This is a genomic window from Mycobacterium sp., assembly GCF_965229265.1.
In the GTDB taxonomy this organism is placed as follows: Bacteria; Actinomycetota; Actinomycetes; order Mycobacteriales; family Mycobacteriaceae; genus Mycobacterium.
The window spans coordinates 1,297,211-1,310,267 of sequence record NZ_CBDDIY010000010.1; the positions used below are offsets into that span (position 1 = coordinate 1,297,211).

The 13,057-nt window shown below is 69.4% G+C and carries 9 protein-coding genes; 4 read left to right on the forward strand and 5 right to left on the reverse strand.

Annotation, left to right across the window (positions count from 1 at the left end; all coding sequences use genetic code 11):
• Positions 1-205 precede the first annotated feature (205 nt).
• Positions 206-1,954: a hypothetical protein gene (locus ADBZ9K_RS08140; protein WP_526619573.1), complete on the forward strand. Its 1,749-nt coding sequence runs from the start codon at positions 206-208 to the stop codon at positions 1,952-1,954.
• A gap of 42 nt (positions 1,955-1,996) precedes the next feature.
• A complete protein-coding gene (locus ADBZ9K_RS08145; RefSeq protein ID WP_526619574.1) occupies positions 1,997-3,667 on the forward strand; it encodes a PecA family PE domain-processing aspartic protease in 1,671 nt (556 codons plus the stop codon).
• A gap of 4 nt (positions 3,668-3,671) precedes the next feature.
• On the opposite strand, the gene ADBZ9K_RS08150 is transcribed toward ADBZ9K_RS08145, so the two are convergent.
• Genes ADBZ9K_RS08150 through ADBZ9K_RS08165 form a run of 4 tightly spaced genes read right to left on the reverse strand, consistent with a single transcriptional unit; the run spans position 3,672 to position 8,848 of the window.
• Positions 3,672-4,409, reverse strand: a complete 738-nt coding sequence (locus tag ADBZ9K_RS08150) for a hypothetical protein (RefSeq protein ID WP_526619575.1) — start codon at positions 4,407-4,409, stop codon at positions 3,672-3,674.
• A complete protein-coding gene (locus tag ADBZ9K_RS08155; protein WP_526619576.1) occupies positions 4,406-5,590 on the reverse strand; it encodes a zinc ribbon domain-containing protein in 1,185 nt (394 codons plus the stop codon). The genes ADBZ9K_RS08150 and ADBZ9K_RS08155 overlap by 4 nt, the downstream gene beginning before the upstream one ends.
• Positions 5,587-7,164, reverse strand: a complete 1,578-nt coding sequence (locus tag ADBZ9K_RS08160) for a S53 family peptidase (protein WP_526619577.1) — start codon at positions 7,162-7,164, stop codon at positions 5,587-5,589. The genes ADBZ9K_RS08155 and ADBZ9K_RS08160 overlap by 4 nt, the downstream gene beginning before the upstream one ends.
• Before the next feature lie 55 nt (positions 7,165-7,219).
• A complete protein-coding gene (locus tag ADBZ9K_RS08165) occupies positions 7,220-8,848 on the reverse strand; it encodes a metallophosphoesterase (RefSeq protein WP_526620829.1) in 1,629 nt (542 codons plus the stop codon).
• Between the two features lie 305 nt (positions 8,849-9,153).
• Here ADBZ9K_RS08165 and ADBZ9K_RS08170 point away from each other — a divergent pair, with 305 nt between their 5' ends.
• Positions 9,154-10,335, forward strand: coding sequence for a serine hydrolase domain-containing protein (locus tag ADBZ9K_RS08170; RefSeq protein ID WP_526619578.1), 1,182 nt, complete (start codon positions 9,154-9,156; stop codon positions 10,333-10,335).
• Between the two features lie 53 nt (positions 10,336-10,388).
• Entirely contained in the window at positions 10,389-11,267 is an 879-nt protein-coding gene (locus ADBZ9K_RS08175) for a DUF1542 domain-containing protein (RefSeq protein ID WP_526619579.1), read from the forward strand.
• A gap of 68 nt (positions 11,268-11,335) precedes the next feature.
• Here ADBZ9K_RS08175 and ADBZ9K_RS08180 read toward each other — a convergent pair whose 3' ends face one another.
• Positions 11,336-13,027, reverse strand: a complete 1,692-nt coding sequence (locus ADBZ9K_RS08180; RefSeq protein ID WP_526619580.1) for a cation:proton antiporter — start codon at positions 13,025-13,027, stop codon at positions 11,336-11,338.
• Positions 13,028-13,057 lie beyond the last annotated feature (30 nt).

Genomic DNA, 13,057 nt, shown 5'->3' on the forward strand with positions numbered 1-13,057 from the left:
CGTGGCGCCACCTCGGGTGATGGCCCAACCGGCCGTAGGCCACCGATCGAGTCGTCAGCAAACTCCTAGCGCTTGACGGGAGTGCTTGATCACCCTAACGTTTCGCACAGTTTGTCCCCGCTTCGGAATCATTCCGAGGCGGCGGCATCAGCGGCAACATCTCGGGGTTTGTGGCTCCTCGGGGTGACTGGGACTGGGGGAAGCCATGGTCGAACACGACCCGATTGTTCGCGTCAAGGTTCCGCTGTTCGTCCTGTCAGGGTTGGCCGGTGCCGCGGTGCTGGGCGGCCTCACGCTCTCGACCTACGCGGAGCCGACCCCGATATCGGCTCGCGTGCAGTTGCTTTCGGCCGGTTCAGCGCTCGTCCCGCTGAGCCCATCTCAGCCTTCCAGTGACGACCAGTTCTGGCTTCTCGAGCACGGCAACTCCAGCGGTGAGCACCCCGCGGCCGGGTCCACGACGGTGTCGGCGTCGAGGTTGGCGGCGGCGGCAGGCGCGCTTGCCCCGATCATCGGCCCCGGCGGCTGGCTGATCGGCAATGGGCTCGATGCCCCCTCGGACTGCTCGGGCAGCGCCTGCAACGGCGGCAACGCCGGGCTGTTGTGGGGCAACGGCGGCAACGGCGCCAACGGCGGCAACGGCGGGAGCGCCGGCCTGTTCTTCGGTAACGGCGGCGACGGCGGCGACGGCGTTCAAGCCGTCTACGACGGCCAAACCCTGATCGCCGCTGCGGTTGCCGGCGGCAACGGCGGGGCCGGCGGCCTGTTCCTCGGCAACGGCGGCGACGGCGGCAACGGCGCGGCTGCCGGATACGACGCCGTAGGGAACCTGATCTCGACACCGACCAACGGCGGCGACGGCGGCGCCGGCGGCGCCATCCTCGGCAACGGCGGCGCCGGCGGCACCGGCGGCGACAACGACAACAAGTTCGACGTCGTGAAGGTCACGACCGCCGCAGCCGGTGGCGCGGGCGGTCGCGGCGGTTGGCTGCACGGCGAGGGCGGTAACGGCGGCGACGGCGGCAAGGCATCGGCGACCAGTGAAGCGGCAGTCGGCGGAGCCGGCGGGAGCGGCGGAGCCGCCGTCTTCGGCAACGGCGGCACCGGCGGCATCGGCGGCGCCGGCGAATCCACCAGTGCCCGCGGCACCGGTGGCACGGGCGGAACCGGCGGGTCATCGTTCAGCGGTTCCGCCGGTGGAGGCGGCGCGGGCGGCGTGGGCCGTTCCCAGCAGTGGGACGCCATCGGCGGCGCCGGCGGGGCAGGCGGAACCACCACCATCGGCAGCGGCGGCGCGGGCGGAACCGGCGGTGCGGCCGATTCAACCGCCAGCACCAGCTCTGCCAACGCCTTTGGCGGCCAGGGCGGCCAGGGCGGCGACACCACGATCGGCACCGGCGGTAGCGGCGGCACCGGCGGAGCCGCCACCGGGACCAACCAGAGCGGCGCACAGGGCGGTCGCGGCGGCGGCGGTGGCGCCACCGTCGTCGGTACCGGCGGGGCGGGCGGCAACGGCGGCAAGGCCGATGCCGACGGCAATGCGTGGGGCGGTAACGGCAACACCGGCGGAAACAATCTCGGCGGCGCCATCCCGGTGCTCGGGACCGGGGGCCGCGGGGGCAACGGCGGCGACGCCCACTCCCGCGGAAATGGCAACGCGACAGGCGGCATCGCCTCCCCCGGTGGCCCGGGCGGCCTCATTCTCGGAACCGGTGGTCGGGGCGGCACCGGCGGCAACGCCGTGGTCGACGGCTCCGGAACCGCAACAGGCGGGGCCGGCGGATCCGGTGCCTACGGCGGACTGATCGCCGGTACGGGCGGCAACGGCGGCGACGGCGGCAACGCGACCGCCCCGACGGCGCCGGCCGCCAAACCCGGCAAGGGCGGCAGCGGCGGCTACGGCGGCATCGGTGGCGACTACGGCGGCAACGGAAGCGACGGCGTTGCACATTGAATCGGGTGGCGGTCTTGGGACCGCCTCGAGTTGGGGGTAGCTGTGAACCAGAGGTCGGCGAAGATCCGTAAGAGCCGAGCCCGCCGGCCGTACTCATGGCTGGGGGCAGGGGCCGTCACGCTCGGCATGGGTGCCGCACTGGCATCGGGCAGCGCCGTCGCCCACGCCGACACCGGGCAGTCCGGGACGGCGTCGGACTCGGGCAGCACGTCGGCCTCGGCGACAAAACCCCGGGCCGGCATCGCGCACACCCGACCGCATGCTGCCTCCGTGTCGTCCGGGTCGTCGTCGGGGTCGGTCCGTGCCTCGTCGACACCGAGTCCGGCCGCTTCCCGTACCCGCAACCGCGGTGTCGCGGCCGCCCAGCCACGAGCGGCGACGTCGGCCACCGACGTGGCCGAGTCCCCCACGGCCGAACCCACCGACGACTGGGGGCAAAAGTCCTATCTGCCCGACAACGAGGTGGTCGTCCCGGGCAGCGCGGTGCGGTTGGCGTTGCAGGAGATCACTCAGACACAGCAGCTTCTCCACGCCCAGACCTGGGGCACCGGCAACATTGTCGCCGGCGTGGCATCGATTGTGCCGCAGGTGTTTCTGGCTCAGGCGGCCTGGTCGTTGACCACCTGGCAGAACACCATCGAAGGAGCCAAAGCGGCGGTGGCCACCACCGCTGGTGTGCCGGTGGCCCACCAGCTGGCCCAGCTCTCACTGCTGGCGACGCTCATGCTGCCGACCGCGGCTGGCCTAGCTCTGGATGCGGCGGCGCTGTCCGCCCCGCTGGTGGGAGTCCTCGGCGCACCCGCCGCGGCATCCCAGGCGGCGGGGCTTATCCGCGACGCAAAGTCCAATGCCCAGGTTTATGCCGTCCGCTTGCTGCGGACGGTCAATACCACACAGCAGATTGTCTACATCTCCGTCAACGGCGGTCCCGTCGTACCCGTGCTGCTTGACACCGGATCGTCGGGCCTGTCCATCCTGAGCAGGTACGTCGGGCAGGAGAACCTTGGTCCGGCCACGGGAACCGGATCGAGCGCGTACGGGGACGACAGCACGTCGGTGAGCTACACCTACACCAAGTACCGGACAACGGTCGACTTCGGAAACGGCGTGGTGACCTCCCCGTTCGACATCATGGTGGTGGATCCGGGCTCGGAAGCCGTCTACGACAACTACGGGACGGCCGGTACCGGTGTCGTCGGCACGTTGGGGATCGGCGTCAACGCCGGCTCCGGCCCGACCTTGAACGCGCTGCTGCCCGGTGAACTCAAAGACGGAATTCTGATGTACCAGAACATCATTGGACCATGGGGTCTGGTGGTTATGGGTCCGAACCCGCTCCCGGTGAAGGGGTCGGTCGCGGGCGCGCCGGTCGGGGATGTTCAGGTGCAGATCGACGACGGGCCACTGCAACCGCTGAAGACCAGTATCGATTCCGGTGGGGTCACCGGAGGCCTGCCCACCTCGGTGGCCGGGTCGGCCGCAGAGGGGACCAGTCTCAAACCGGGCACCAGGGTCTCGGTGTACACCGCCGACGGCCAAACACTGCTCTACAGCTACACGATCACCGACTCGAACAGCCCGGTCCTCTACGACGACAGCACCGCCTCGACCTCACGGCCCAACACCGGGAACATCCCATTCCAGCTCAGCCCGATCTACCTCGACTACGGCGCGCCAGACCGCTTGGGCAGCACCAACTTCGTCTTCTTCTGACCGGTTAGCGGGGTGGGTCGCCCTTCCACTGAAAGCTGTTGACGTACTTGCCCAGATCCTGGGCGAGCTGCAGGTTGGCTCCGGACGGCAGATTCGGGCCGTCGCCGGGGCGAAACGCGCGGTAGGGGCCGACAGCGGCGCCGACGAGCGCCAGGTCGTTCTTGACCGCCGCCATGATCACGATGCGGGTGCGGCGCCCGACGCCGGTCGACCCCTGCGGGTACGCGTCGAGCACGGCGCCGTAGCCGAGCTGGTAACCGACCGTCGCGTTCGGCAGCACGTAGGCCACGGTCGCGCCCGGCTCGTGCTCGCGGATCAGGTCGTCGACGATCTGCTCGGCCCTTCGGCCATTCGCCGTTACCGAGAACAGCTCCATGGCGCCGCCGTCGCCGCCGGTGAATGTCGCGGAAACACCGTCCTCATCCTTGGTGATGACGTAGGCGGATCCGGTCCCCGGGTAGGCCACCGAGAAGGAGCCGTCGGCGGGGCTGTAGCGGGGATTGGCCTGCACCGGAACCCCCGTCGGGGGCCGGCCGCAGTCCGGCGGGCAGGCGTAGCGCTCGGCCGGAGCGGCGCTCAGGATCGACGACACCGTCGTCGCGGCCACCACCACCGAAAGGCCCACCGCCAGCAATACCAGCAGGCGGCGCACCGATGTGTGCCGCAGCGGCGATACGGTGTACGACCCGGACAGCATGCTGTACCCGGGCGCCAGCTCCCAGGGCGCGGACGGGGCACTCATCGGTCCACCAACTCCGTGCCCGGCTGCGGCCGGTGGCGGCGCCGCGCTGCCCGCGAGGTGCGCGACGCGGCGTGCGAGGCGAGACCACAGGCCGGGCAGAACGCCACATCGGGCACCACATGCCCGCAACCCGGACACAGGATCGGCAGCTCGGGATGCCCCGGGTCCTGTGGCTCGTGCACAACGGCCATCTGCAGCCCCACCCGCAGGGCCATCACCGCCGCCAGGGCCAGCACCACATGCACGAGGAATTGCAGCTCCGTGGCGATCCGCAGCACCTCGACCAACCCGACGTTGGCGTAGGCCGCAGCCGCCACCACCAGCAGCAGCCCGCCGACCGCCAACGGGCGCACCCGGGACCCGCCCGGCCGCCGGGAATACCACAGCCCGATCCCTACCAAGCCGCTCACCGCCGCCGCGGTGAGCGGCATCGTCAGGCCGCGGACACCGGCCTCGATCAACAGGTCGGTGACGGCTTGATCACTGATGGTGATGCCGGCCCCGATCTCCTGCACCAGACGGACCATCGTCACCGACACCGTGAACACCGTCGCCCCCAGCACTCCGATGACGAAGCCGTCCAACGATTCCCGCACCGGCGGCCGGGTCAGACGTACCCCCACGGTCGGCAGCTGCATCGCCAGCAGTCCACCGAACGGGATCACCAGCGCAGTCTGCAGCAAGCGCGCGGTGGGCACGTTGGTGCCGAGCCCGAGACTGTACGACTCGGCGACGATGGCGCCGGTCAGCAGCGCCCATCCCACCCCGGCCGCGATACCGAGCACCACGGTCAACGCCCACACCCGCCACGGCAGGTCGGCGATCACCCCGGTCTCGGCCAGATAGATCACGAACAGCAGCAGCGGGGCGAAGGTGGCCACCGCCACCATCGACACGTACCAGTGCAGCACGCAGAACACGACCAACGCGATCAGCACGAACACCAGCCCGAACCGGAAGCTGCCGTGCGAGCGACTGGGCAGGTGCGGAAACATCGAGCTGACGATCGACGGCTGGAACACGTTCTCCCCCGGTGCCGCAACATAATTGCGCATTCGCAGCCAGTCCGGCCCGCCGCCGGGCTCGCGCGTCAGGCGTGCACCGCACCGGCCGCAGAACTTTCCGGCCGGCACCTCCTGGCCGCAGACGCGGCATGGCATGACCTCGACCTGACCGCTCACGCCAGACCTCGCTGCACATCGAGGATGTCGCGGGCCAGGTTGTCCACGTCGGGGCTGCCGAGCCCCGTCACCATGTCATAGCCCGGACCGGCAATCGCCACCGCGTTGGTTCCCAGAGTGATGTCGTGAAATGCGGGTCGGGTGGCCCCGGCGGCAACCCGGTACAGCATCGGATTGAGGTCACCCAGCGCGCGTCCACCGTTGTCGATCAGGAACTGGTTCAGCACCGCAGCGATGCCCGCCCAGATCGGTGCGGCCTGCGATGTCCCGCCACCGACGACCAGCTGCTGTTTCAGCACAATCACGGCACCGGTGTTCGTGTCGGCGACGGCGGAGACATCCGGGGTCAGGCGGCGCAATGTGTCGGCGGGCACCGCGGTCTGCCACGGCGGCCGGTCGAACAACGCCGAGACCCCGCCGCCACTGCCCTGGGTCAGCGGCCCGTCACTCCAGGCCTGCTCGCCGAGCCAGCGATAGTTCTCGTCGGTGGACAGCGTCGTGCCACCCACCGTGGTGATCTCGGGCAGCGAGGCGACCGCGTCCAGGCCTATGTCGGCCGGCCCGGGCGGCGCCGCCCAGTCGTGACCGCGTTTGCATTCCAGGCCGGCCAGGTCGCCACTGGCGTTGAACACGCTGGTGCCGTGGGAGATCGCGGTGGCCACCGCGTCGCGCACCGGGGCCAGGTCTGCGCCGGTGATCAGCCGGTCACAGCCCCACCCGATCGACAAGCTCCACACCGCGCCGGGGAACCGCCGGTCCACCTCCAGCATCGACTCGGCGATCTTGACGTAGGTGCCGCCGCCTTGCACCGTGGGTCGGGCGTTGACCAGGACCTTGCGCGCCCCCGGCGCCATGGCGTGCGCCACCTGCAGGTCCATCGACGCCTCGCCGTTGCGTTCCTGCGGCATGCCGCCGAGCACCTGCGGGATGAACCGCGGCAGCCGGTAGGTGTCGGCGTAGGTATCCAGATCGGCCTGATCGAAGCCGTCGAAGGCGAACACCACGATGGTGGTGTTCCTGCCGGTATAGCCGGCCGCCGCCAGCGGGCGCACGTTGTAAATGGTGTGCAACGACGCCGGCGGCAGGCTGTGATCGGGAACGTCCAATGGCCGCAACACCGGACTGCTCGAGTGATACGGAGTGTAGCTGAGGATGCGCCCCAGCCCCGTCACCGAATTACTCAGTGCGGCAGGCACCATCGGCTGCTCCGGGGATGCGTAGAACTGCTCCCCGGTGTCGGCGCGGTAGTCGCGCACCCGAACACCCAGGGCCGCGGCGACAGCGGCCGGCGGCCCCTGCACCACCGCCCAGCGATCGCCCGGGCGCCACCGCACCGACAGGTCGTTGGCCGCCGCCCAGGCCAGCAGCCGGTCGGGACGTCGGGCGTCCGACAGCTCGGCAGTGAGCTGCACCGTGTCGGCGCGCGAATCGCCCAGGTCCGTCGAAGCGCCAAGGAGCAGGCCGAACGGGCCCGAAATCGGCTGCCCAGACGGCGAATCGGCGTGCGGCGGCATGGCGCACGCGGACAGTGCAATTACGCCTACCGCAAGCAGGGTCAGCACGATACGAGACATGGGTGAACCGACCTTAGTGCACCGGCCTGCGGCGCGGACGCGCTTGGACCGGTGTTCAGGCGCGCACGGGCCGCCGGTAGGTCACCTTGTCGAACTCCCCGCCGTACTCGTCGACGGCCGTCACATCCATCTCGCTCATCAGGCTGCCCGGCCGCACGTCGACCCTGATGAAGGCGTAGTTGCGATAGCGCACCCGCGACCAGCCGACACCCTCGGCCTGCTTGCCACCATCGGCGGTCCACACACAGCTGTTGGGCACGTAGGTGTCGGGCAATTCGTGGCCGCGGTAGCTCTCCAGCTCACCGGGCTGGAAGTTGTAGCGCGGTCGCCCGGCCGAGCCCACCGTGTAGTACACGGTGCCGTCGGTCTCGGGGTAGACAATCGCATTGTCCTCGGCCGTCCTCGTCGGCGCGCCGCCGCGGATCGGATCCGATCGCTCGAAGGCGTGGTTGTGCCCCTGCAGTACGAGGTCGACCTGGTATCGGTCGAAGAGCGATACCCAGGCCGCCCGCACCCCCCCGTCGCTGGCATGGTCGGCGACCGTCGCATACGCACAGTGGTGAAAGAAGCAGACGATGAAGTCGATGTCGGGGTTGGCCCGATGCGCCGCCAATGTTCTTTCCACCCAGGCATTTTGGGTGCCGCCCGAATACCCTTTGTTGGCGGTGATCTCGTAGCTGACGTCGTTGGCATCCAGCGACAGCACCGCCACATTGCCGTAGGTGAACGAGTAGACCGACGGACACGCCTTCGGCCCGTTTCCCGGGAAGTCCAACCGTGCGAGGTGCCCGCCGTAGCCGTGCACCGGGTAGGCGGCCTCCATATCGTGGTTGCCGGTGGCGAACATCCACGGTGTGGTCGACGCGCTGGGCTCGATGGAGCCTAGGTATACGTCCCAGACGTAGGGGTTGAACTTGTCGAAGCCTTTAGGCGGATCGCCCTTTCGGACGAACTGCGCGGGCTTGCCGAATCCAGTCGGGTCGGCGTAGGCGATGTCGCCGGCAAGGATGTGGAAGTCGGGACGCGAGGCGACGATCTGGCCCAGCACATTGGCGGTGTGGGCCACCGAAGGGTCGTTATCGGGCTTGTAGTAGCTGTCGTCGTAGACACCGCGGGCCAGGCCCGGCGGTAGCAGCGGCGTGTCGTCGGTGCCCTGGTCCCCCATCATCGTGAAACGGAACCAGCCCACCGCATTTCGGGCACTCGGCATCGCGGTGGCCGCCGACCGGATATCGCTGACGAATCCGTCCTCGGTGCGCCACTGATAAAAATGCGGCATCCGCCCGGGCAGGCCGTCCACCGGGGCGTGCACGTAGAACTGCTCAGCCGCAAGCACTCCGCCGTCGCTGTCCGGGATCTGGGTCACCAGATTGCGGACCTCGGCCTGCACCGTCGCACCGAGCGCCGGTGTCGGCCCGTGGTCGACGAAGACCCGGGTGCCGTTGGGGTTGCGGGACAGCTGAGCGGCCAGCCGCAACTGACTGGACGCGTCGGTGCCGTAGCCGACCCGCCGGTTGGCCACCGCCAACGGTGCATCCTGCGCGTAGGCGCGCCGCCCGAACGGGGAAACACCCAGCGTCGCAACGGCCGCCGCCGCAGCCGAGCCGCGCAGGAAGTTGCGCCGGGAGACCCGATGGCGGCGCAGGTACCCCTGGTGCCATTCGTACTGCTCGGCCATGGTCATCCGGCTGGCCAGCGCGTGCGGGATCCCGGTATCGGGGATGTCGGCTGACCCGGTCAGCGGTTCCGCTGTCACCACCTGATCGTGACGCAGCGGTCGGCACTGCGCCGCTGCGGGGTGGGGAACCGGCAGGAAATTCCTGGTGAACTTCCGCACCAAGGGAGTCGCTGTTGCCTCGACGCCGATCACGACGCGGTGTCGGTTCGGCTCCAATACTTCTCTCAGCTTCTTCGCCTACCGTCGGCGACCGTAGATTCAGGTTCGGTTCCCGACGCCAGCCCGGGCGGGATTTCGACCCAGGAGGCGCGTTGCGCGACCACATCCCCATCGGCGGCACCTGCGCCGCGGGGTTCGACGCGGTCCGCGGCGCCTTCGAGAAGAACTTCACCGACGGCCACGAAGTTGGTGCCGCAGTGGCGGTCTGGGTGGACGGTGACCTCGTGGTCAATCTCTGGGGCGGCCACTCCGACGCCGCCGGCCGGCGGCGCTGGCGGGAGAACACCCTGGCCAGCGTCTTTTCCGGCACCAAAGGGCTGACGAGTACCTGCGTTCACCTGCTCGCCGACCGCGGCGAGCTGGACCTGTCCGCACCCGTCGCGGCCTACTGGCCCGAGTTCGCTCGCAACGGCAAAGCGGACATCACCGTCGCGTCGGTGCTGGGCCATCGTTCCGGCGTGATCGGCCCGCGCAACCGTTTGCATTGGCGCGACACCACCGACTGGGACCGGGTGTGCGACGAGCTGGCGGCCGCCGAGCCGTGGTGGCAGCCGGGCACGGCCCAGGGCTACCACATGGTGACGTTCGGCTTCATCCTCGGCGAGGTCGTGCGGCGGGTCACCGGCCGCACGATCGGCCAGTACCTGCGCACCGAGATCGCCGAGCCGATGGGCATCGACGTGCACATCGGGCTGCCCCGAGCCGAACATCACCGCTGCGCCGAGCTGGTCAACAAGCCCCACATACGCGAGGTGCTGGCCCAAGGCCAGGCTCCGGGGCATCCCACCGCACTCGACGAACACCCGATGGCCGGCCTGTCGGTCGCCATGGGGTTCGTGCCCGATGACGAGCTGGGTTCCAACGACCTCGCGCTGTGGCGCACCTGCGAGTTCCCCGGCACCAACGGTCATGTCTCGGCGCTGGGACTGGCCACCTTCTACAACGGTCTGGCTCAGGAGAAGCTGCTGAGCCGCGAGCAGCTGGACAAGGTGCGCGTCAGCCAGGGCGGCTTCGACACCGACGTGGTCTTGGGTGCCAGGGTCGCCGACCACGGCTGGGGACTGGGCTACATGCTCAATCAGCGCGGGGTGGCCGGTCCGAACCTGCGCAGCTTCGGCCACGGCGGCTCCGGCGGCTCGTATGGGTTCGTCGACCTGGAGCACCGGATCGGCTACGCCTACGTGATGAACTACTTCGACGCCACCAAATGCAATGCCGACCCGCGCAGCACCGCATTGAGCGACGAGGTTTACCGCGTCCTCGGCGTGCTCTGAGAAGCTGATTCTCCTCCGCGGAGCATCTTCACAGGATCGGTACTGTGGACGCCATGAACGGTGTGCTGCTGGTGCTCATCCTGGTCGTCGTTGCCGCGATCGCGCTGGCGGTGTGGAGTTCGTCGCGCGCCACCGGCAATCGAAATGCGGCGTCGCTGGCCGACGCGAAGGCCGACGCACGCCGGGTGATCGAACGCCTCGGCGGCCAGGTGCTCAATCTGAACGGCACCAACGAGGCTTCCACCCAGGCGATGGCCGACGCGTCTGAGCGGTTCACCGCCGCCTCATCGCAGATCGAACAGGCGACGACGGCCAAGCAGGCCCTGCTGGCCAAGGAAAGCGCGATCGAGGGGCTGTACTACGTGCGCGCGGCCCGCACCGCGATGGGCATGGACCCGGGTCCGGAGTTGGAGACCATGGCCGGCCAGCGGGCGGCCGGCACCGTCACCGAGGACCGCAGGGTTCAGTTCGAGGGTCGCGACATCGAGGCCTCCCCCGTGCCGACCGAGCGCACCCCGAACTACTACCCCGGTGGCCGGGTGGCCGGGCGTCCGGTGCCCGCCGGCTGGTACTCCGAGCCGTGGTGGAAGACCGCGCTGGTGGCCGGCGCCTGGGGCGTCGGTTCGGTGCTGTTGTTCGACGCCCTGTTCTCCGGGATGGGCGGTGTCGGCTATGACGCCTCGGGCTTCGAGAACGGCTACGGATCGGGCTTCGATCAAGGCTTCGACCAGGGTTATGACCAAGGCCTCGACGCTGGCGGCCAGGATGGTGGCTGGGGCGGCGACGGCGGTGGCTGGGCCGGCGACGGCGGTGGCTGGGCCGGCGACGGCGGCGGCGGTTGGGGCGGCGGAGACAGCGGCTGGGGTGGCGGCGGGCTGGGTGACAGCGGCGGCTGGGATCTCGGAGGCGGCGACTTCGGCGGCGACTTCTAGACCCGGCGGGCAGGAGCGCAGCGACCCGGGGATTAGACCCGGCGGGCAGGAGCGCAGCGACCCGGGAATTAGAACCGGCTTTGCACCCGGGCCGACACGCTGGCCTCCTGCAGGTCCAGCCGCTCGAGCATCGCGCGCACGGCCTCTTCGTCGAGGCGGCCTTCGTCGCGCTCGCCGATCAGTGCCGCACGCTGGGCGGCAAGCACGTCCCGATACAGCGTCGAGAACACTTCGGCCCGTAACGTATGCGCCTCGGGGTCGGGCATCTCGTCGGCGTCTTGGGAATGGCGGGCAATCCGGTTGCGGATCTCGGTGAGTACGAACGGGTCTAGGCCCTCGGGCGGGTTCGCCTGGAAACAGTCCAGTACCTCATCGGCGGCCGTGTGCACGACCTGCTCCGCCTTGAGCGTCTCCTCGCGGTCGTAGGCCTCGTCTTCTTCGGGCGCAGACAACTTCAGCCGCCGGATCAGTGGGGGCAACGTTGCGCCCTGCAGCAGCAGGGTGCCGACGGCCACGACGAAGGCGATGGCCTGGATGGTGGCACGTTCGGGAAACGGCTCGCCGCTGGCGGTGGTCAGCGGGATACCGGCGGCCGCAGCCAACGTCACCACGCCGCGCATCCCGGTCCAGGACACCACGACGTTCTCCTGCCAACTCAACATGGAGTGGTCGATCATCGAACGCCACTTGCTTGCCGGCTTGGACCGTTTGCGCACGCCGAGCGCCCCACGTCCGCCGCCCTCGGGGATCGGGACGGACAGCTTGCGATCGACGTGCCGGAACAGCATCCGGCGGCCGAACATGACGAACACCGACAACGGGCGGATTACCAACACCATGGCCAGCACCAGCGCCGAGGCGACGGCGACTTCGGCCAGCGATTCATGGGCCTCCTGCAGGTCCTTGAGCACGAACCGCAGGTGCAGCCCGATATAGGCGAACACGAACGCTTCGAGCAGCACGTCGACCGAATTCCAGACATAGCGCTCCTGCACCCTGGTCTGATAGCCCGAGCGCAGTGTTCCGCTGCCGACGACGAATCCGGCGGCCACCACCGCCAGCACCCCCGAAGCGTGCAGCCGCTCGGCGGCGATGAACGCGGCGAACGGCACCACCAGGCCCTGGATGGTCTCCAGGCTCGGGCTGTCGAGTCGCCCGCGGATCCACAGCGTGACGTAGCCGAGGACGGCGCCGACCACCGGACCGAGGACGGCGCTGTAGGCGAACAGCAGCAACGGATCTTCGATGAACGTGTGGCTGCCGGCCACCTGGGCGACGGCGATCGAGAACAGCGTCAGGGCCGCGGCGTCGTTGATGAGGCTTTCCCCGGTGAGGATCGCCATCACCCGCTTCGGCAGGCCGAGCTTACGGCCGACGGCGACAGCGGTGACGGCGTCCGGCGGTGCGACGATGGCGCCCAGGATCAACGCGGTACCGAAGGTCAGCGGGACCAGGGCCAGCCACGCCGACACCACAGCCACGGTGAAAGCGGAGATGACCACCAGTCCGACCCCGAGGCCCAGAATCGGCCTGATGTTGCGGATGAACGTCGGGAAAGAGAAGTCCAGCGCCGCCGAATACAGCAGCGGCGGCAGGACGACGGTCAGCAGCACATGCGAATCCAGCTCGGGTGCTTCGAAGCCGGGCAGGAACGACGCGGCGATGCCGACGACGACGATCATCAATGCCGGCTCGAGACCTCGCCGATTTGCGACCGCGGAGACCACGATGGCGCCGACAACGACGAGAATCAGTTCCATCCGACGATTGTCCCGGGTGGCGGGCGGCGA